This is a genomic window from Paenibacillus sp. cl123 (assembly GCF_900101595.1).
In the GTDB taxonomy this organism is placed as follows: domain Bacteria; phylum Bacillota; class Bacilli; order Paenibacillales; family NBRC-103111; genus Paenibacillus_G.
Map to the genome: position 1 here is coordinate 560889 of NZ_FMYY01000002.1, position 21261 is coordinate 582149.

Below are 21261 nucleotides of genomic sequence, written 5' to 3' on the forward strand. Positions count from 1 at the left end.
GAACTATAGAACTAACTACAAAGGGTGAATAGAATGATCAAATTAACTGCTTTATTTTTCCTCATCATGTTTGTTATTGGTACGGATACATTTTTGATTTCTCCGCTCATCCCCACTCTTCAGGACTTGTTTCAAATCCCGACCGAATATTCTGGTTGGATGGTGGGGTCTTATGCTTTAGGCTATGCCATTTTTGCATTGATTGCTGGACCGCTTTCCGATGGATGGGATCGCAAAAAAGTCATGCTTTCCGGCATGATCTGCTTCTCGGTTTCAACCGTGTTATGCGGCTTTGCCACAGGTTTTTGGTCGATGTTCTTCTTCCGTTTTTTAGCCGGAGTCAGTGCAGCATTTACGGCGCCTCAAGTCTGGGCCTCAATTCCTACTCTGTTTCCAACAACAAAAATCGCCAAAGTATCAGGAATCGTCATGGCAGGCTTGGCGGCTTCCCAAGCGTTCGGCATCCCTATAGGAAGTCTGCTTGCCTCAACCCATTGGAATTATCCCTTTTTTACAATCGGTGCATGTGCATTATTGGTAGCAGTATTCATCTTCTATGCTTTGCCCGAAATGAAACCGAACCAAGGCCAAAAAACCAAAACTCCGATTTTCAGTAGATACATCCCACTATTGAATAGCCGAGTGGCGAGAAAGGCTTTCCTCGCTCATTTCTTATTTCAATGCGGATTTTTTGCTGCCTTTTCTTTCATTGGAAAATGGGTGACGGATCGCTTTTACCTTTCAATTGATCAAGCGGGGTACGTGATGTTTTTTCTTGGTCTCGGGAATATAGTCGGGAGCTTCGGCGGTGCCTATGTGATCAAAACGTTAAACCGTTTCAATACGCTGGTTGCGGGCTTTCTTGTTTCTATCGCATGTTTTATTGTTTTGCCTCACTTGCCATCCGTTGCGGCTTTCGAAAGTGTTTACTTTTTCATATTCGTTAATATGGGGATCGCTTTTCCCCTAATATTGGGAATGCTGAATTCTTTAAATCCAACCATCCGCGGCACGATCTCCAGCTTGGCCAATTCAATCATGTACGCTGCGACAACGCTCGGTTCTTGGGTCGCAGGCCTGATTTACGCGACTTTTAAAGGTTTTTTGGCCGTAGGCATGTTTGCGGCTATATGCTTTGCCGGTTCGTTGTTATTTTTCATATTCAGCGGTATTTTGACCAGTCAAGCGAAAACAAAGAAGGAGTTTGCATCCTAAATGCATAGAAGAAATTCATATGGATATCTAGAGGATGAGTTGAACCAGATAATTGTTGAAGCAGTACCAGGCGCCGGAATCGCAGTATGCGCGAATGGAGTATAGGTAGTTTTGGAGGGCGATAAAGGAAGTTGATTCCATCTCGGGAATGTGATAAAATTTCCTATCCTTGACGGACATGGAGGTTTTTTGCGCGGTTCATTCAGCATCAGGTTGCGTATCGGGTTATAATGGCATTAATGAATTTGTTAAAAGAGAGCTGATTAGGATGAGCGAAAAAATACTTGTGGTGGATGACGAACGCGAAATCGCCGATTTGGTTGAGCTGTACTTGAATAACGAAAACTATACGGTTTTCAAATGCTATACGGCCAAGGATGCTTTGGCCTGTATTGACAATACCGAGCTTGACCTTGCCGTGTTGGATATCATGCTTCCCGGTTCGAGCGGCCTCACGATTTGCCAAAAAATACGGGAGAAGCACACCTATCCCATTATCATGCTGACCGCAAAAGATACGGAGATCGATAAAATTACAGGGTTAACGATCGGCGCAGACGATTATATGACGAAGCCCTTTCGCCCGCTGGAGTTAGTTGCGCGGGTGAAGGCGCAGCTGCGCCGCTATAAGAAATACAGCGGAGCGACGGTGAAAAATGAGAATGTTATCGTCCACTCTGGCCTTGTGATAGATATTAATACGCACGAGTGTTATTTGAACGAAAAACCTCTGTCCCTGACGCCGACTGAATTTTCAATCCTGCGCATTCTCTGTGAAAACAAGGGGAATGTGGTTAGCTCCGAGCAGTTATTTCATGAGATATGGGGCGACGAGTATTTCAGCAAGAGCAACAACACCATCACTGTGCATATCCGGCATCTGCGCATCAAAATGAACGATACCCTCGATAATCCGAAGTATATAAAAACGGTATGGGGGGTTGGCTATAAAATTGAAAAATAAGAATAAAAAAACCGATTATTCCAGACTCATCCGAAAATTATATTTGTATATCTTTGTGACTGTTACGGCAGCGGTTGGATTCGTGTTGTTCTTGCGTCTATTTACTCAGAAACAAGCCGCTGTCGGGGACTGGATCGTACGTTTTTTGGAAAAAAGTTTTCATTTCGACCATCAGGTAGCGATGGATATTTACCACTATGTGATACGAAATAATATGGATATCATTATTTCTGTGGCGATTGCCATCAGTTTTCTTATTTTATGCCGCGTCATGCTGTCCAAATTTGCAAAATATTTTGACGAGGTCAATGCCGGCATTGATATTTTGATTCAGAATGAAGATAAACCGATTGAGTTTTCTGCGGAGCTGGAGTTCATGGAACAGAAGCTCGGCACATTAAAACAAACTTTGGAGAAGCGGGAGCAGGACGCCAAGCTGGCCGAACAAAGAAAAAATGACGTTGTGTTGTACTTGGCGCATGATATTAAAACGCCTCTCACATCCGTTATCGGTTATCTGAGCCTGCTTGACGAGGCTCCGGATATGCCGGCGGAGCAAAAGGCCAAGTACGTGAATATCACGCTGAGCAAAGCGATTCGTCTCGAACAGCTGATCGACGAGTTTTTCGAGATTACGCGGTATAACCTCCAAACGATTACGCTCACAAAAAAGCAAATAGACCTCTACTATATGCTGGTGCAGATGGCCGACGAATTTTATCCCCAGCTTGCCGCGAATGGAAAACAGGCGGTAATCCATGCCTCCGAGGATTTGACCGTATTCGGCGATCCCGACAAGCTGGCGCGGGTTTTTAATAATATTTTGAAAAACGCCGCCGCATACAGCGAGGCTGACAGCATTATTGACATTACGGCAAACCTGTCGGGGGATGTGGTGTCCATCGTATTCAAGAATGCCGGAAGCATCCCCTCCGATAAGCTCGCCGCTATATTTGAAAAGTTCTACAGACTGGATGAAGCCCGTTCTTCCGATACGGGGGGAGCGGGACTAGGACTTGCGATTGCCAATGAAATCATTGTTCAGCATGGCGGACGGATTTACGCGGACAGCAAGGATAACTACACCATGTTCACGGTAGAGCTTCCGGCTTTGCCGGCTTCTTAGGAAAATCTAAAGATCATCTTTACTTTTTCTTAGGAAATTAACCATTTAAACTTAAATAATGGCTCGTTCTTGTACGGTAGACTTAAACCGTAAGAACGAGCCTTTTTCGATTACCGGAAATGGCGGAATCCAAGAGGCAGTTTGCAGAAAGGAAGGGGCTTCATGACGAAAAGCATCGGCATTACCGTCTATGGATGCGAGCAGGATGAAGCAGAGGCATTCCGTGCTCTTTCGCCGCGCTTTGGTATCATGCCCACGATTATTAACGCCGCGGTATCAGAGGTCAATGCTCTATCCGCCCTTGGCCATTCGTGTATCAGCGTGGGACATAAATCCAAGGTTTCCGCGTCTGTTCTTCTTGCTCTGAAGAAAGCCGGCGTGAAATACATCTCAACCCGAAGCGTCGGCTGTAATCATATAGATACAACTGCTGCTAAGAGCATGGGCATTTCGGTCGGCAATGTGGCGTATTCGCCGGATAGCGTAGCTGATTTTACAATCATGCTGATGCTGATGGCCCTACGCAACGCGAAATCTATCGAGCGCTCGGTGGAAAAACATGATTTCAGGCTGAGCAATGTCCGTGGTAAGGTGCTGCGTGACATGACAGTCGGCGTGCTGGGAACCGGTCACATAGGCAAAGCGGTTATGGAGCGGCTGCGAGCATTTGGATGCCGCGTGCTTGCTTATAGCCGCACCCCAAGCATTGAGGCGAATTATGTCCCGTTGGATGTGCTGCTGCAAAATAGCGATATCGTTACGCTTCATGTGCCGCTTAGCAGCGATACGCGTCATATCATCAGCCATGAACAAATAAGCCGAATGAAGCAAGGCGCATTAATAATCAATACAGGCCGCGGTATGCTGGTGGATACGGCTGCGCTCGTTCAAGCACTGGAAGCCGGAAAACTGGGCGGAGCCGCATTGGATGTCTTGGAGGGAGAGGAAGGGATTTTCTATTTGGATTGCAGACAACAGCCCATTGATCATCCATTTTTACTGAAGCTTCAAGGGATGTCTAATGTCATACTCACGCCTCATATGGCTTACTATACCGAACAGGCGTTGCGAGATACTGTTATAAAAACAATAAAAAACTGTTTGGATTTTGAAAGGAGTTTGGCGTATGGATAAAGTAAAGGTTGCCATTCTGTTTGGCGGTTGCTCGGAGGAGCATGAGGTATCGGTGAAATCCGCCATCGAGGTCGCCGCTCATATCGATAACGAAAAATACGAGCCGTTATACATTGGCATTACAAAATCCGGCGCTTGGAAATTATGTGAAAAACCTGGGCCGGATTGGGAAAACGGGGACTGCTGTACAGCCGTGCTCTCGCCGGATAAAAATATGCATGGATTGCTTGTGATCAAGAACCAGGAATATGAAATCCGCCGCGTTGATGCAGCATTTCCTGTTTTGCACGGCAAGTCGGGTGAAGATGGAGCCATACAAGGTCTGTTTGAATTGTCCGGCATCCCCTTTGTGGGCTGCGATATTCAAGGCTCCGCGATTTGCATGGACAAATCGCTGGCCTACATCATGGCGAAGCACGCCGGCATAGCTACGCCCGAGTTTTGGGTGATGGATAAAGACGAGAGGCCGGCAGCAAACGCGTTGACCTATCCTGTTTTTGTTAAACCGGCGCGTTCAGGCTCATCCTTTGGCGTGACCAAAGTCGGCGGCCCGGACGAACTGGACGCCGCCCTTGAATCGGCCAAGCAATATGACAGCAAAATCTTAATTGAGCAGGCTGTGTCGGGCTGTGAGGTCGGTTGTGCCGTTATGGGTAACGGTTCCGAGTTGATAGTTGGCGAGGTGGATCAAATCAGGCTGCGGCATGGGATCTTTCGCATTCATCAGGAAGCCGAGCCGGAGAAAGGCTCTGAAAACGCGAGTATAACTGTTCCTGCAGACTTGCCGGCAGTGGAACGGAGACGGATTCAGGAGACGGCCAAACAAATCTATAAGGCGCTTGGCTGTAAAGGTCTTTCCCGTGTAGATATGTTTTTACAAGATACCGGCCGCATTGTGCTTAATGAGGTCAATACCTTGCCCGGTTTCACCTCATACAGCCGGTATCCCCGTATGATGGCCGCCGCAGGTATGACGCTTCGCGAGCTGATTGACCGCCTGATCCTGTTAGCGCTAAAGGAGAGAGGATGATAAGCATGGAAAAGGGATTTGTTTATTTGGATCATATTCTGCACGGTGTACGCTGGGACGCCAAATATGCTACATGGGACAATTTCACAGGAAAACCGGTGGACGGATATGAGGTCAATCGCATTGTGGGCACGCATGCTTTAGCCTTTGCGCTATTGGAGGCGCAGAAGCAAGCGGAGGCGCTCGGGTACGGTTTGCTGTTATGGGACGGGTACCGGCCCAAACGCGCGGTGGATTGCTTTCTGCGCTGGTCCGAACAACAGGAAGATAACCTCACCAAAGAACTGTTTTATCCGAACATCCGGCGAAACGAGATGGTGGCGAAGGGATATATTGCGTCACGATCCAGTCATAGTCGCGGAAGCGCCGTGGACCTTACGCTTTATCGCTTGGATACGGGTGAGCTTGTTCCCATGGGAGGCAGCTTTGATTTTATGGACGAGCGTTCCCATCATGATGCCCAAGGGATTACAAGCACGGAAGCGCAAAATCGCAGATGCTTGCGTTCCATCATGGAAAACAGCGGGTTTGAAGCATACAGCTTCGAGTGGTGGCACTATGTATTGAGAAACGAACCGTACCCCGACACCTATTTTGATTTCCCTGTTTTATAGTGAACGGGTCGCTTATCATGAATGTGTATAAGAAAAATTACGAGATCATTACGGACGAGCTGCGCCGTATTCTTGAGGCGGGGCTCATCAAGCCGGGAGAAAAGCTCGATACGATCGACCAACTGGCTGCGCAGTATCGGGTAGGCCGATCGACGGTACGCGAGGCGCTCAGCCATCTGAAAGCGCTCGGTCTTGTCGAATCGCGGCAAGGGGGAGGCACTTATGTAACAAAGCCCGGTCCCCAGCCGCAGGCGGTGCTTGATTCGCTGCAGACGTCGAACGCCGAGCTGGCGGAAGTGCTGCAGGTGCGCAAAGTTCTCGAAGTGGGAGCGGCGGAGCTGGCGGCCAGCCATCGTACCGAGGATGACATCGCAGAGCTCGGCAAAATCGTCGAACAGATGAGAAACGCCGTAGGCAACGAGGAAATCAGCCAAATTTACGAAACCAACTTTCATATCGCCATCGCCAAAGCATCCGGCAATAAGATGCTGGAGACCATGATGACGCACGTATCTGCTGCGATATACCGAACGATTCAAGACAGCCGCAAGCTATGGCTCTATAGCGCGAAAGATACGGCCGGCCAGCTGTTCGAAGAGCATAGACGGCTGTTCGAAGCGATTCGCGACGGCGATCCGAAAGCGGCGGCAGCGACTATGGCCAAGCACCTCGCCCAAGTCGAGCGGGCTTTGCAAGCGGCGAAATGAACGTGTACGCGAAAGCTGTGATGGAGGAGAGAGGGCGCCATCGCCCTTTTCCCGTTATTCGAGGTGACCTGTATGATGAGAAAAATCGTCTTTACCGGCGGAGGCTCGGCCGGCCATGTGACGCCGAATCTGGCGCTTATGGCCAGGCTCAAGGCTGCTGGCTGGGATATCGCCTATATAGGCTCAAAAGACGGCATGGAAAGTGAAATCGTCGAGCAGGCAGGAGTACCGTTTTATCCGATCGCTTCCGGCAAGCTGCGCCGCTACTTTGACGTCAAAAACTTCAAGGACCCGCTGAACGTCCTGAAAGGGATCTGCCAATCGTATCGGCTGCTGCGTCGTTTGAAGCCCGACCTCGTGTTCTCCAAGGGAGGCTTCGTCTCCGTTCCAGTCGTTATCGGCAGTTGGCTGAATCGCATCCCCGTCATTATCCATGAGTCCGATTATACGCCCGGTTTGGCCAATAAAATAGCAATGCCGCTAGCAACGAGCGTGTGCGTGACTTTTCCGGAAACGATGCGGCATATCAAGGGGGAGAAGGCGGTGTGCACCGGCTTGCCGATCCGCGAGCCAATCATGCGGGGGAACGCTTGGAGCGGGCTGTCGTTGTGTGATTTTCATCAGCAGAAGCCGGTCCTGCTCGTTGTCGGAGGCAGTCTCGGCGCGCAGAAGATCAATGAAACGGTGCGAGCGACGCTCGACAGGCTGCTGGAGAAGTTCCAGGTTATTCATATTTGCGGGAAGGGGAACATCAGTTTGGATCATGAGGGACGTCGCGGTTACAAGCAATTCGAGTATGTGCAGGAGCAGCTCCCCGACTTGTTCGCTGCCAGCGATGCGGTCGTTTCCCGCGGCGGCTCAACATCGATCTTCGAGCTGCTGGCGCTTCGCAAGCCGATGCTGCTCATTCCTCTAACGCTCTGGACGAGCCGAGGAGACCAGCTGTTGAATGCGGAATCGTTCCGCCAGCAAGGGTTTGCGCGGGTTTTGTTCGAGGAAAATTTGACGCCCGAGTCGCTTTTGCGCGAAGCGCTGGAGACAATGAAGAACGGCGAGGAGCTAAGGCGCAGGATGGCATCCGCGACTTACGTCGACGGCACAGACGCTATTCTGCGTTTGATCGACCATCATCTTGGTGAACCTCCCGTCTAACTACACACGAATCTTGCCCGAGATAAATTGAAGTTGAGGCGGCAGGTTAGGGTCATTCTGAGAGGAATCAAACATAAAATGGGATAGGAATGATGTGAAAGGGGGGATTAGATAAGAATGAAAATCCTCTTGGCAAGCTTTTGGGAAGTACCCTCTGCCGGTGGTGTATGGTCATATATGGAGCACCTAGCATCTGAACTCAAAAGAACCGGACACCAGGTTGATTTATTCGGAAGGATGAACGAAAATGCCTTTCATCTCGTGAATCAAAATAGAATTTTTTCTAATGCTCCATTATTACCGTCGTTATACCGCAAAATTAACCTCACGAATATTCCCGTTAAAGAAGACCATTTTATCTATAAAAATGAAATGTACAGATACTGCATGGAGCTGCATGCAGCTTTATTGAATCTAAATCAATACGATGTGATACACGCTCAAGATGTCATCGCAGCGAGATCCATTCGAACAGTGCTGAAGGAGCCCATACCGCTAGTCACTACCATTCACGGGTCTCTGCTGCGGAAATTATATTTGCAGACAAAAGCTGTCATTCCAAATTACTCGGAAGATGAATTTAAAAAAACTCCGGAATATCACTATTATTCCGATTTAGAGAGAATAGGCTTAGAATCTGCAGAGATAACCATCACTCCTTCCATATGGTTAAAAAATTATTTTCACAATCAATATCCTTTGCCCCATATCAACATGCAGTGTGTACATAACGGCATTAACGAAGAGAAATTCCAAGCCAATTTAGAAAAATATCAATATCCACTGCCGAGCTCAATGCAGCTTGGTAAAAAAATCTTGATCTGTACATCCCGATTAATTTACGCCAAAGGGATTCACATCCTTATAGATGCGCTTTCAAAGTTGAAACTTCATACAGATGATTGGGTTTGCTGGCTCTGTGGTGAAGGATATATGGAAAAAGCCTTAAAGCTCCAATGCACGGCTTTAGGGCTCGATTCTCATGTTCTGTTTTTAGGGCAGCGTACGGATGTTGCCTATTTGTTCACGTTAGCGGATATCTTTGTGTGCCCCAGCATTAATGACAATTATCCATATGCGGCAATGGAAGCTCAATGGTCCGGAAAACCATCTGTTGTCTCCGATGCCGGGGGGCTGCCGGAACTTATTGAGGACACGGTGACCGGCCTTTGTTTTCCATCCGAAAATAGTGAAATATTGTATAGTCAATTGTTTTATTTATTGGCTAACGAAGGAGTAAGGATAACTATGGGCATGGAAGCAAAGAAAAGAGCCCGATCCTATTTGTCGACGCGAAGAATGATGAATGAACTAAATACGATTTACGAACAGGTGCGGGCTCGCTAGATAAGCGCCGTATAAACGGCCGTTGCTTCATTTCCAGATTCTCCTTATCACTTCAAACGCTTCAGCGTGTGGGACGCCAATCGTAATTCCTCGTACTGCCGCTAAATGCTTCACTCCTTCATAAGACCTAGGATGGGGATAGAGCCTCATTTCAATTTGATAATGGCGCAGAGCACGCAGCTTTTCTGATAACGTCTCTGATATATTGACAAAGAAATTGGGTTTAAATGATTGTTCTGGAAATGGAGCCATCCATTCGGTGGAGGAAGGGGTCTCAAAACAGAGCAATTCGGCAGGCGAATAACCAGGTAAGGGTCTGCATGATGTGAAAACGGCTTGAAATGTAATCTGATGATCTTTATTCAGGTCGCCATAATGATGAGTAAAAACCATTTCTGGCGTGTAAGTACGCAGAAGCTTTTCAATTTCCTGATTAATGGTGTATAAAGGGATCGTCTCCATTTCCAAATTCGGAAGTCCAAGAAAAATAACCTGACTCACGCCAATTTGCCGGTTCGCTTCTTCAATGCATGTGCTTATTCGTTTTTGTTCCTCTTTGCGGCCGTGAGCCAATATCACGCTAATTACGCTGGCTCCCTCTATGATCAGTTTGCGGATGGTTCCTCCCACACCCAATATTTCATCATCCGGGTGGGCCGCAAACACCATTACGGTTTTCGGCATCGCTGACACTCTCCTTAGACGATTTACTCATCCGCTTCTGATTCCAGTCATTTTTCAGATGAGAGATAAAACTGCGCACAAATGGCATGGGATCCCTCCAGGTAAACATCGCTTCGGTCTTCTTCGAAAAGATGATCCGAGCCAGTTCCCTATAAGTCATTTTCCCTTGCTTGTGCTTCACTTGAAAAGTCAAAAGCATCCGAACCAAGTAAACCCAGGTTACTCCATCTTTCTGCGAAGTAACGGGTTTAGGCTGCTGTCCTGTCATGGACAAATAATATAGATAGGCTAAGTCGACACCACAGTTGAGGGTTAGTGCGCCGGTTAACGGAATTCTTGCATTGATCTCCATGAATTTTAGCTTCCCGTCCCTGGGATCTCTCTTAAACTCCATCCCCGCAATGCCCCGACAATGAATTTGTTGGAGAAAAGAGGTGGCCATTTCGATAGCTTCCTTGTCATTACTCGTAACCGCATAACAGGCCGACCCTAAATCCGCCGGAAACTGGTGCAGCTTCTGATTGCAATACATACCGATCAAATTCATTTCTTGGTCATAGAAGGTTTTAACGCTGACGATACAGTGGTCTTCCCCTGGTATCAACTCCTGCACCATAAGCATACTGTATTGACTGTAATGCAAATATTTCTTTCTGAGATCATCGGGATTGTCGGCTGCAATTGCCTTGAGATGCGTCTTACCCCGAAAGATTATGCCGAAGGCAGGCTTTAAAATACAAGGAAAAGGAATTTGCGGCAAAAGCTCTTCCAAATGATTGGCATTCTCAATAATAAATGTCTTAGGAACTGGGATACGGTATCTGGCAGCAAGTTCGTAGGTGAGTCGTTTGTCCAAAACCGTTTCAACCAGCGAGTGCTCCGGAATTAGAAATACAAAGTAAAGAGACAATGCTTCCCTAAATCTGGATATGAAATGAAGAAAATCATCCGAGCATGGATATAAAACCGGCTTTGTTGGAAATGATGAACCGACCTTACATAAAAATTGCAGCAACTCTGCTTCCTCTGTTAACGGATTAGGGCATATACCACAAACGGCAAGACGTGTTTTCCCGATTACATATCGTGATTTAATATCGTATGCGTACAAGGAGATTCCATAACGGCGTAAGCTTCTTATGACGGATAGACCCGAACCGCTAAGGTTAAGAACAACTATAGGTGTTTCATGTTTGTACATAAATACACGCCTTTCACTTATATTCCTTCCATTTTATTCTAAGCATTTTTATTTGATTGGACGTTAAAAGAGAATTTACCACAGAACAATAGGACGGGTGTTTGCCGTTTTCGACCAACAGGATTCTGGAAACATTAGCTTCGGAGTTGATAGTGGCGCAGAGAAGTTCTTTGTGAAGTAGGCAGGGGCTAAAACATTAGCTTATCGCTAAACCGATTTAGGAATTGGATATGTTTCCAATAATCTCGCCAGAACAAATCGATAAGGAACATTTTAATGGTAGTTGTTTACATATGGTCGGCATTTTGATATAGTTAATACGTAATTACGTATTTACGTATAATTTGGGGGGCGGTATTCATCAGCAATGAAGAATTGCGTATTGAGATTAACGCATTGAAAACACAAATGACGGAACTAGAACGACTTGTTCGAAATATCTCGACCGGTCGTCCTTCTTTCGAGTTGCCGGACGAGATTCATGCAACTAATGAAAGAAATTCGTCTGGTTATGTTTATTATGCTGGTCAGTATCAATCAAATGGAAAATTATTGCGTTGGGAACCCAAAGAAAGACAATTGGAACAGTTACTTAGTATTGGCACCGAAAAAATTTCAAAAATACTTTCAGCCTTAGGCAGTAAACCGCGTCTCGATATTATAACATCCATTCTTATCGAGTCGCTTACTGGCACCGAAATCGTCGAAAAGTTAGGTTTGGGTACCACTGGGCAGTTATATCACCATTTGAAGGCATTGCAAGGTGCAGACTTGCTATCACAGGACAAAAGCGGACGCTACACATTGCCTGATCACCGAAAATTGCCTTTCCTTTTGTTGTTATCAGCTGTGGTGGATATGTTAGATACTAGCGATTATTTAGATATGGTCGAGGTGAGAAATTCGGCAGGATCATATCTGGGGAAAACAAGCAAGGATGGCTTCGATGCTAATTTGCTTTTATGGGCAGTGGTAGAGAATTCAATTCTCGAGCACGTTGCCGGTTATGTCAACGAGGTCCATATTTTTTTACATCAAAATGGTGGTGTAACCGTTAGCGATAACGGTAGAGGTATACCCGTAAAAGCATTTCAAGACAGCAATAAATCAACTGTTCAAACTGTATTAACTGACATCGAAAGATTTAGCAGCGAGGCTCCGTACCAAGCACCTGGTGCGGAAAAAGGAATTAGCATTGCAATCGTCAATGCTCTTACCTACAGTCTTACTGTTGAGGTCAAAAGAGAAGGTTATATCTATCGTCAAGATTATAAACATGGTATTCCACAATCCGATCTAATGACAGTAGGCGTATCGCAATCCAATGGTACCCGTATAACCTTTAGACCCGATCCCGAAATATTTGGCAAAGGATTCGCTAGGGATTCACTTAATCAACAGTTAGAAAGATTAGCATTGTCGTATCCGAACTTGACCGTTTATTTACATTAAGACGGGAGGAGGACATTATGACAGAGACAATTTATTCCAATGAGGATATCCTTAATATGCTAGATTCCTTATTAAAAGAACAGTCTAAATTTAATTGGGATGCTTTCTATTCTGAAAGAAGCAAGGCAGTTCCGTTTTTCGTAAATGCTCCTGATGAAAACTTGATTAAATATTTTAAGAACAATTTGCTCACACCAGGAGGAAGGGTCCTAGAACTGGGTTGCGGACCGGGAAGAAATGCTATTTATTTTGCCAAGCAAGGGTATGACGTTGATGCAGTAGATTTATCCAGAGAGGCTTTGCAATGGGGGAATGAGAGGGCTAAAGAGCAAGGGATCAGCATTAATTTTATTTTTAAAAACATATTTGATTTGGATGTTCAGAAGTCAGAATACGATGTCATATATGATTCTGGATGCTTTCACCATATTGCTCCACATCGAAGAATTGATTATGTAAACCTGCTTAACAAAGGTTTAAAACCTGGTGGATTCTTTGGAATCACTTGTTTTGTTGAGAATGGTATTTTAGGTGGTTCTGATATTACTGATTGGGAAGTTTATCGTCAACGTAGTCTAAGAGGCGGACTTGGATATACCCCTGAAAAATTAAAGATGATATTTCAAGACTTTCAAATTGTTGAAATCCGGAGAATGCAGGATATTGAACAACCAAGTGATTGTTTTGGTACATCGGGATTATGGGCAGCTTTGTTTCAAAAAAGAGCGGATTAATATGGAGAATAAATATAACTGCAGCAGCCACGAAATCAACCAGCTATTTAAGTATTGTTTGAAATAAGTGTTATCGAAGCGTATTTAAATGTAGGTTCAAACAGTCCGGTAATTAATCCCGAATACTTTTTCACAAAACCCGTATTTTGTACATATGTACCGAGACCGGAAATATCCCTTGTCTCACAAGAGTTTGTAAATATGGTTACACATTATATGATGTGTATTTTCAAGTTCTAAAAAGTCCCGGCCCCTGTCGACGCAAAAAACCACTGTTTAGTGAACGGTGTTTTTTTGCGTCGTTGGCCATTTTGACAGATGCGTTAACATTGAGACCCATAAACAGAATATAACATATTTTTTTAAGGGATCGTCGTGGAACTGCCCGTTACGATTAAATCCCCCAAGCTGTCGCCGTTCCCGTCCGCGCATGTGCGCAGCTTCAATTTCTACTCGTTTAAATAGGTTGTCACTCTGTTCTGGATCAGCTTTGCTACGTTGTCAGCAGTTTTTTGTCCGCTAAAAAATGCCATCGATTCTTCTCCTACAATGGAGATTACCTTACCGTCCGCTTCCGCGTAGCTGTCCGCCGTATTAATGAATTCTTTGAACTTGGCGATTTCATTATCCGACATTTTAGGTAATTTCCCGTCTGGCGTCTTGTACGTTCCGCTTTTCACTTGTTGCTGGATGTCGTTCAACTGCTTCTCATTCACGGATTTCAGCAGTGAAAATCCTGGTCTCTCTTGAAGCGATTGCCCTTCTTCAGACAGCATGAACACAATAAACTTCCAAGCTTCCTCTTTCACCGGGGATTTGGCTTGAATGGAAAACTGTGATGCAGGGACAATCCTCGTTCCCCCTTTTTGTTCCGGTTTTTGCAGCAGCTTTGGATTGGAGAAGAAGGCGTGCAGACCATCGATGAAGTCTGCCGGCGATCGCAGAACGGTAGAATAGAACATTTGCTTACCTATATCTGCCGGCTCCGAAGTCATGACCTTATGATCGTACATATCTTTAATTTGTTGCATTGCACCCACGAATACGGGCGAGTCGAACATGGCCTTTTTCGCTGCAGGATCAACAAACTCTGTGTATCGATCCACAATCATTTCTTGCATGCGAAAATCAGGCGCTTCACCCGCCATGGCATAACGACGTTCCGCACCGCTCTCTCCCAATTGCTTCGATATTTCCTCGAACTGCTTCCAACTCCAATTCTGATCGTCGATCTTCGCGTTTTTAAGAATATTTCCATCACCAACAAATGCACGCAAGTTGAATCCGAAAGGCATGGCATACAGAATACCATCATCTGACTTTAATGCATCCAAAATGTTCATTTGCAAATCGCTTTTATTTAGCGTTTTATCTTGCTCCATAAGCTCGCCCATGTTCAGGAGTAAGTTTTTATTTACATAATCTTTGATGGGCAAACCACTTATTTCAAAGATATCCGGGCCTTTGCCCGATAGTATTTCTGTACTCGTCGTTTTTTGATATTGTTCATAATCTTCTGTAACCTTGATTTGCAGATCGATATCCGGATTCTTCTCTTCAAACTTTTTTTCTGCTGTCTGGTAAAAAGGGATCGGTTGTTGGACAGACATTGTAACAATGGTCTTCCCTTCTTGATTGACCGAATGTACTGGGCTTTTCGATTCTTCTCCTCCCCCGGAACTGCATGCGGTCACAAACGTGATTAAAATCCCCGAAGCTATCGTATACTGCCACTTTTTCATCGAATGATTTCCTCCTGTCTTTTTATAAATCCTTGCTACCCTATTGCAGACGAACACGGTTTCCATCCTGCAAAGGCTCGCTGCTTTCCAGAATCATCAGATCGTCCTCATCCAGGCTATCCGCTTGAATCAATGTTTCAGTGTCATTGCTTTCACCGGGCTGAATACGCACTTTACGTGCGACGAAAACATTGCCCAACGCTCCTCTCTGCTCGTTAATCTTATAAACGAACATGCCACCCTGATCTCGATGAATCGCCTCATTCGAAATAACCAGCCCTTCCAGGCGAGAGCGTTTCTCGATATTGATCCGTGCTTGCTCACCTCCTTTCAGCTCGGAATCAACAACCTGGATGCGAATCACCTTCTGAGGAATCGTTCGGGTCTGGACCGCCTCTTCTGCGGATTCAGATGAACTCTCGGTTCTCGGCTCGGCATTCGCCATTTCGGCAATCGTTCCTTCGATTATACGGGTCTGTTGTTCCTGAGGGTTTTGTACCTCGACATCTATCTTCGCTCCGACTGCAATCCCCAATCGGGTCATCAGCGCGGAATCGGCGGGAATATCCAACCTGTAGCCCTGACTGTCATTTGAAATCAGAACATCCGGTTCTCCAGTTGTCGCCAGTCCTTCGACGGCATTCAATTGGGTTATGATCCCATCGAACGGAGCGGTCAGCTCCTGTCCGCTTGTCAAACGATCTCTCAACTCGTCAATTTTTCGTTCCTGCGTGCCTAAATCCAGTTTTCGTGTTTCGATCGCGCGGCGTGTGCTCCGAATGTCGAGCTCATCCCCTCCCTTTGTCGACTGAATGAACTGATCCTGAAGATTTTGCAACTCGATGTTCATCTTCTTCAAGTTGGCGATTTCATTCTCCAATTCTCGCTCGGCCGTTTTGCTGTCATACTCGATGAGCCTTTGCCCTTTCTTCACCCGATCTCCTTCCTTGACAAAAATCGTTTGAACCTCCCAGCCGGCGGGGTTCGCTAATCTCGCTTCGTTGAACGGCTGCAACATGCCGCTGCCCTCGATCGTAAATAAAAGGCTTCCGGTAACCAACGGTTCCGTTCTCACCTTCGGCAAGGTCAATGACTCGAACGTATTGCTGAAAAACGTAAGAAATAATAGCAATCCCATAAAGGCAATGAACACAACTTGAATACTTCGCTTGCGTCTGCGATCACCCGGTTCGTTTGCTAACTCCATATCTGGTCTTTCTCCTCCCTAACAAATTTTCCGTTGGAAAGTCTTTCTTTTACCCCTTGATGCCGGACAATTGAACGCCTTTAATGAAATAGGTTTCCGCGTACAAAAATAACAGCACCATCGGAGTCATGTAGAGCATGGACGCTGCGAAAGCAATCCCCGGCTCATCATTGATTCTGGATAAATACACGGATAACGGCTGCCTGAACGGATCGTCCAAAAAAATAAGCGGCTGTTCCACCATGTTCCAATAATCGACAAATAAAAGAATAACAAGCGCTGCAAGGCCCGGTTTCACCATGGGAAGGATGATCGTGAAGAAAATCCGCAAATGGCCGGCCCCGTCCATCTTCGCAGCTTCTATGTAGGCATACGGAATATGCAGCATGAACTGTCGGAGCATGAATACGCCGAAAGCTGAGAAAACGCCGGGCCATATAACAGCATGGGGACTATTTAAAAGTCCCAACTTATCCGCCATAATGAAATTCGGTACCAATGTCACCTGAAATGGCATGAGCATCGTCATGACATAGATGAGAAACCACCGATCCCGGCCAGGGAATTTCAGCTTGGAGAATCCATACGCGGCAAAAGCCGCTACGAAAGTTTGTCCTGCGATGATCGGTACCACCAAAAATACCGAATTCCAGAACATCGTCAAATATCTTGGACTGCCCACCAATACTTTCCCATACTGCTCTAGGGTCACTAGATCCGGCAGCAATTTAACATTCGCAAAAAGGTTTTTTCCTTCTTCAGCCGCTTCATTCATCTGCCCAATGGTTCCATAATTGATACCGATTTCCTGTGCCGTCATGAATGAATTGGTGAACGTGACCACAATCGGAAATAAGAATAGGATCGCAACCGTACCCATGACGACTGTGAGCCCAAATCTTTGAAGCACTTTGAAAATGCGCAATGATTTTCCACCTCTATTCCGTGAACTGCCGATACCGGCGTTCAAGCGTGAACAATCCCGTGACGATCAAAAGAATACAAACGACCATCAAAGTCGCTGCCGCAGTCAGCTTCTGAATGTCCAACGACGTGAACATGTTGTTCATATAATGCTGCAGCATGTAGATACTGTCATGCGGATAATCGCCTGCGATCAAATACGTTTCCCGGAAAACTTTAAACGAGCTCATGATCGACAAAATGACGACAAAAAGCATCGTGGGCGTGAGATAGACAAGGGTAATGCTGCCAAACTGCCGCAAACGTCCCGCTCCTTCCACTTGGGCGGTTTCATAATAATCCTTCGGGATTTGCTGCAATCCCGCCAAAAATAAAATGACGTTATACCCGATGTTCTTCCATAAATAAACGACAATGATGACATACCGTGCCGCTTCGGTCTTCATCCAGTCCACGCGTTCGATTCCGAAGTCGTTCAGCCAGGCATTCACAGATCCGTTCCAATCAAACAGCATCTGCCAGATAAACACAATCGAGGCGACGGGAACGACAAGAGGCAGAACATAGGCGGTTCGCAACCATTTCCGCAGATAAATATTCGTATTCAGCAGCAACGCTAACCCTAAAGACAACGTTAGATTAAGCGGAACGCCCAACGCGCTGAAATTAAACGTATTGAATGCTGCCTTACGGAAGGACCCGCTCGCAAGCAATTCGCGGTAATTTTCCAATCCCACAAAATGACGATCTACCGCATTGTCCACGAATGAATAGAACACTCCCATGACAAACGGAATCAGGTAGAACAGCGCGAATCCGACTGCGCTCGGTGCGAGAAATATCCAGGCAACCGCCGAATCCTTACGCTTCCATTTCTTTATCTTCACAGCAACGTCGTGCCTAATGAACCGTTTCTTCATGTTCTGCTTCCTCCAACCATTTGCCTTTATCGGCGAAGCGGAGCGCCGGCGCCGACGAGGTCATTTGGCCCATTGCAATGCATTCTCGGCCTGGGCAAGGCCATACGTACTAGCATTATGGTGTAATCGGCGACGTTTTCCGGCGAATACGCCACATTGCCGACAGTGCCGGCCATTCTCTTGGTTTGATTTCCACATACTGCGATTTAACCGAATCAATCCGCCATTAGAGCTATTTCAAGATCGTTTGCGGGTATTAGCGACACAAAAATCCCCACTTATTCATTCTCAGTTTCCTCCATCTATTCATCTAGCTTTAGAATAGGGAGGACTGTTTAAAGAATAGGTGGGGTAAAAATAAAATTTTTATTAAATGATTGGTAGTCTGATTATCCTTCGGATACGATGCTTTGCGGGAGACGGACTTCAAAGAGCGTACGAATTCGGTCGCTTTGGGCCGAGATCGCGCCTTGATGCTGTTCGACAATATTTTTCGCAATGAATAAGCCATTCAAAAGGATGAAAGCCGGTACCGTTCCACCAAAAGGATGAAAGCCGCACCTTTTCTTGACTTCCCGGATCATTTGCGCACCGAAATAATTAGTCCGTCCCCGTCCTTGCAGTGTGGCGGTCGCTGGGTTGTCGCCGTTTACATAGGGAGAGCACGTCATGTCCATCAACTGGAAGCTGGATAGCTCGACCACGCATGTGTCCAGCGGAGACATTTCCCCGGCTCGCGTCAGCAGCGGCGTGCCAATGTTCGGGACATTGCCTAGATTCTGTAAGCAATCATGGTTGTGTCCCGAACAATCGACTCGGTTCTCTTCTACCCTTTTTTAGTCGCTGTCGTTCCAAACTCGATAATTTTCACAACAACCTTGACGTTAATTACAGACTGGGTGAACCTATCATCCCAATTATCCTTCAGTTTACTCCATAACTTGGGATTTTTAATTTGAAGTCTCTTTCCAAAACCTGCTACATCGACTTTAAACGTTTTTTGTGTTTTAGAAAGTGCCTTATTAATAAGTCTCTCGATGGATTGCTTGATTGCAGACTCAGATCTTGCGACGAATTCTTGATCAAATGCGTTACCTGGAAATACCCAGTCCTCTCGAAGGCGGCCAACTACATTCAACTCAACTTCAAAATCAACCCTGTCTTCGAACAGTCGCGGCGTAATTTTTCTGTTTAAATGATGTACCTCAAAGACTAATGGCCCCCCGCTTCTCTTATCAATTCCTTTTATTACACCTCGTCTTTGATGATCCGGATAAAGTAAATTTAACCCTGTGGTTTCTTCCTCAGATAGCCATCCCGCCATTTTCCCAGTTTCCCCCTTGACCACGGCAGCACCTGACAATTTGGATTCTGTGGCTGTGGTCACTACTTTCTGAATGACAAAGCTTTTCTTTCCGGTAAGCTTTTCTGACAGATCTCCTAACTTAAGGGATGGCGGTATACTTAAAGTTTTGCGGAAATTTTCTGTCATTCCCCTTAATTTCACTGCGGGATTTGTTGCAATGGCTTCCTTTTCAAAAACTTGGATCGTTGGTCCTTGTGAAATTAAGACGGGCATTGATCTCCTTGTCTCACTATTTCGCAGTAAGAAGTTAATAATATTTTTCAAAGCAATGGTTTTCGCCACGTTCTCATTGATAACAATAACTCTTAGATGCTCGTAGCTGGGAGTGCGGGACAAGCGCATCGATATTTCACTAACGTTTTCCAAGACTTGTTCCCCTGTACTGGCCAGGTTTGTATATGATTTTTTTGCTGTGGTACCTCCTTTGGATGAGAATTGTTCAGGAATGGCAAAATGATGGGTCATGGAAATTAGCTGTTTTTCCTTATCACTAGGCATTGTATTTTTATCTGGCATATCAAAACCGATGCCGAGAGTTATACCTACGTCTTCGATTTCCACTCGGTCCCAACATCCATTTAAAATCATGAGGCTTGTCAGAGCGATGGCAATCCGTAAAGTGCCACATGCTTTCAAGTTCCGATCCTCCTCATCCTAGCAATGATCCATAAGCAGAGGGGAATCACGACCATCGTAAATATTGAATAATATGCCACAAAATTCCCTAGTCGAAATACAGCATTCAAATCCTTCGGATACGTTGCGAAAATATAGATAAAAGGAAGCAACAAGTAAGCAAAGCTCTGATAATTCTTGTGGAAAAGCTCCCCTAAACCTAAACTTGCCACAAAGTGATATGGGACAAACGCTGTATACATACTTATCACCCAGAGCACAGAGAACATGGATTCAAACCTCTCAAAGAATCCCCCAGGCAAGTCAATATCTTTGGCGACTGACATTGTTGGCCAAGTTACAGTTTTAACTTCCTCTACGGTTAAAGTTCCGATCGAAACAATAACAACCATTGTATACAAAATAATCACAATACAAATACCCGTCAGAGCCAATTTCACGGCCTTTTCCGGCGCCTTGGCATACGCTGCAAGAATCAGCATGATCTGATAACCGCTATATGAAAGAGCAGAAGGAACGATGCCTTTGAGTACGGGGTAACCCCCGTTTCCAAGAACTGGACGGATATTATCTACTTCAAACTCCCGAAAGCTTAAAGCAATTAAAGCAATCAGAATGACAATGATAAGAGGGAAGAAAAACTCAATGAAGCGCGCAATCGGCTGGATTCCTCCCAATGTCAAATAAACAGCCACGCTTGAAAAAGCGATCATGGTCACTTCAATCGGAGTTTCGACTAATAGATACATCCGAATAACTTCACCTAAGACCCGTAGCAAATAACCTGCAGAAATAGTAAAATAGGCTATAACTATGAGACTGTTGAAGATCCCTAGATATTTTCCAACAATGGTATTGCCGTACTGAAAAATCGTTTGTTTCGGGAACATAAGATTTAATTTCATTACTATATATCCTGCGCATAGCGTTATTAAACCGCCTAAGATGACAGATATCCAGCCATCTGGAGAATCCGTACTTTTCGCTATTTCGCGAGGCAAAATAAGAATCCCTGTTCCAATCATACTTTTTGCTACGATCGCGGCTATCTGGGTCGATGTGATTTCACCTTTATTATTCGTAAACATACACTCTCCCTGCCCTTC

At 45.6% G+C, this 21261-nt stretch carries 19 protein-coding genes and 2 pseudogenes; 12 read left to right on the forward strand and 9 right to left on the reverse strand.

All coding sequences use genetic code 11. The features are described from left to right. Nucleotides 1–33 precede the first annotated feature (33 nt). The 9 genes from BLR08_RS06545 (at nucleotide 34) to BLR08_RS06585 (ending at nucleotide 9289) form a co-directional block, all read left to right on the forward strand. Nucleotides 34–1215 carry an MFS transporter gene (locus BLR08_RS06545; RefSeq protein WP_072327325.1) on the forward strand — a complete coding sequence of 394 codons (1182 nt, stop codon included), beginning with the start codon at nucleotides 34–36 and terminating at the stop codon, nucleotides 1213–1215. Between the two features lie 268 nt (nucleotides 1216–1483). Continuing rightward, entirely contained in the window at nucleotides 1484–2179 is a 696-nt protein-coding gene (gene vanR, locus BLR08_RS06550) for a VanR-ABDEGLN family response regulator transcription factor (RefSeq protein ID WP_072327324.1), read from the forward strand. After that, nucleotides 2163–3305 (forward strand): vancomycin resistance histidine kinase VanS, encoded by a 1143-nt coding sequence (vanS, locus tag BLR08_RS06555; protein ID WP_072327761.1) that lies wholly within the window; start codon nucleotides 2163–2165, stop codon nucleotides 3303–3305. Before vanR ends, vanS begins: the two co-directional genes overlap by 17 nt. Nucleotides 3306–3467: 162 nt before the next feature. Then, complete coding sequence (gene vanH / locus BLR08_RS06560) at nucleotides 3468–4439, forward strand: D-lactate dehydrogenase VanH (RefSeq protein ID WP_072327323.1); 972 nt, start codon at nucleotides 3468–3470, stop codon at nucleotides 4437–4439. Further along, nucleotides 4432–5469 carry a D-alanine--(R)-lactate ligase gene (gene vanA / locus BLR08_RS06565; RefSeq protein WP_072327322.1) on the forward strand — a complete coding sequence of 346 codons (1038 nt, stop codon included), beginning with the start codon at nucleotides 4432–4434 and terminating at the stop codon, nucleotides 5467–5469. Before vanH ends, vanA begins: the two co-directional genes overlap by 8 nt. 5 nt (nucleotides 5470–5474) lie before the next feature. Next, the gene (gene vanX / locus BLR08_RS06570) at nucleotides 5475–6083 is read left to right on the forward strand and encodes a D-Ala-D-Ala dipeptidase VanX (RefSeq protein ID WP_072327760.1); all 609 of its coding nucleotides are present in this window, start codon (nucleotides 5475–5477) and stop codon (nucleotides 6081–6083) included. Nucleotides 6084–6100: 17 nt separating this feature from the next. After that, nucleotides 6101–6790 (forward strand): FadR/GntR family transcriptional regulator, encoded by a 690-nt coding sequence (locus tag BLR08_RS06575; RefSeq protein ID WP_072327321.1) that lies wholly within the window; start codon nucleotides 6101–6103, stop codon nucleotides 6788–6790. A gap of 75 nt (nucleotides 6791–6865) precedes the next feature. Then, nucleotides 6866–7942 (forward strand): undecaprenyldiphospho-muramoylpentapeptide beta-N-acetylglucosaminyltransferase, encoded by a 1077-nt coding sequence (locus BLR08_RS06580; RefSeq protein ID WP_072327320.1) that lies wholly within the window; start codon nucleotides 6866–6868, stop codon nucleotides 7940–7942. A gap of 117 nt (nucleotides 7943–8059) precedes the next feature. Then, nucleotides 8060–9289, forward strand: coding sequence for a glycosyltransferase family 4 protein (locus tag BLR08_RS06585; protein WP_072327319.1), 1230 nt, complete (start codon nucleotides 8060–8062; stop codon nucleotides 9287–9289). 27 nt (nucleotides 9290–9316) lie between these two features. Here BLR08_RS06585 and BLR08_RS06590 read toward each other — a convergent pair whose 3' ends face one another. Both BLR08_RS06590 and BLR08_RS06595 read right to left on the reverse strand, forming a co-directional pair. Further along, nucleotides 9317–9973 (reverse strand): PIG-L deacetylase family protein, encoded by a 657-nt coding sequence (locus BLR08_RS06590; RefSeq protein ID WP_072327318.1) that lies wholly within the window; start codon nucleotides 9971–9973, stop codon nucleotides 9317–9319. Then, nucleotides 9933–11174: a carboxylate--amine ligase gene (locus tag BLR08_RS06595; protein WP_083536536.1), complete on the reverse strand. Its 1242-nt coding sequence runs from the start codon at nucleotides 11172–11174 to the stop codon at nucleotides 9933–9935. Before BLR08_RS06595 ends, BLR08_RS06590 begins: the two co-directional genes overlap by 41 nt. Nucleotides 11175–11262: 88 nt before the next feature. Here BLR08_RS06595 and BLR08_RS30580 point away from each other — a divergent pair. The 3 genes and pseudogenes from BLR08_RS30580 to BLR08_RS06605 all read left to right on the forward strand — a co-directional run. Then, nucleotides 11263–11352 (forward strand): annotated as a pseudogene (locus BLR08_RS30580) (serine/threonine protein kinase); the annotation flags it as partial. Nucleotides 11353–11570: 218 nt separating this feature from the next. Then, complete coding sequence (locus tag BLR08_RS06600; protein WP_256257314.1) at nucleotides 11571–12626, forward strand: ATP-binding protein; 1056 nt, start codon at nucleotides 11571–11573, stop codon at nucleotides 12624–12626. Between the two features lie 17 nt (nucleotides 12627–12643). Beyond that, nucleotides 12644–13360 (forward strand): class I SAM-dependent methyltransferase, encoded by a 717-nt coding sequence (locus BLR08_RS06605; protein ID WP_072327316.1) that lies wholly within the window; start codon nucleotides 12644–12646, stop codon nucleotides 13358–13360. A gap of 449 nt (nucleotides 13361–13809) precedes the next feature. On the opposite strand, the gene BLR08_RS06610 is transcribed toward BLR08_RS06605, so the two are convergent. The 7 genes and pseudogenes from BLR08_RS06610 to BLR08_RS06640 all read right to left on the reverse strand — a co-directional run bounded on the left by BLR08_RS06610 (nucleotide 13810) and on the right by BLR08_RS06640 (nucleotide 21243). After that, the gene (locus BLR08_RS06610) at nucleotides 13810–15102 is read right to left on the reverse strand and encodes an ABC transporter substrate-binding protein (protein WP_072327315.1); all 1293 of its coding nucleotides are present in this window, start codon (nucleotides 15100–15102) and stop codon (nucleotides 13810–13812) included. A gap of 40 nt (nucleotides 15103–15142) precedes the next feature. After that, entirely contained in the window at nucleotides 15143–16309 is a 1167-nt protein-coding gene (locus BLR08_RS06615) for an efflux RND transporter periplasmic adaptor subunit (RefSeq protein ID WP_072327314.1), read from the reverse strand. A 49-nt stretch (nucleotides 16310–16358) separates the two neighbouring features. After that, on the reverse strand, nucleotides 16359–17189 hold the full coding sequence (locus BLR08_RS06620; protein WP_371117118.1) for a carbohydrate ABC transporter permease: 831 nt from the start codon (nucleotides 17187–17189) through the stop codon (nucleotides 16359–16361). 58 nt (nucleotides 17190–17247) lie between these two features. Next, nucleotides 17248–18153 carry a carbohydrate ABC transporter permease gene (locus BLR08_RS06625; RefSeq protein WP_176835429.1) on the reverse strand — a complete coding sequence of 302 codons (906 nt, stop codon included), beginning with the start codon at nucleotides 18151–18153 and terminating at the stop codon, nucleotides 17248–17250. A 389-nt stretch (nucleotides 18154–18542) separates the two neighbouring features. Continuing rightward, a pseudogene (locus BLR08_RS30585) lies at nucleotides 18543–18662 on the reverse strand (vancomycin resistance histidine kinase VanS); the annotation flags it as partial. Nucleotides 18663–18979: 317 nt separating this feature from the next. After that, nucleotides 18980–20155, reverse strand: coding sequence for a Ger(x)C family spore germination protein (locus BLR08_RS06635; protein WP_072327311.1), 1176 nt, complete (start codon nucleotides 20153–20155; stop codon nucleotides 18980–18982). Further along, nucleotides 20152–21243 (reverse strand): GerAB/ArcD/ProY family transporter, encoded by a 1092-nt coding sequence (locus BLR08_RS06640; RefSeq protein ID WP_072327310.1) that lies wholly within the window; start codon nucleotides 21241–21243, stop codon nucleotides 20152–20154. Before BLR08_RS06640 ends, BLR08_RS06635 begins: the two co-directional genes overlap by 4 nt. Between the last annotated feature and the right edge of the window lie 18 nt (nucleotides 21244–21261).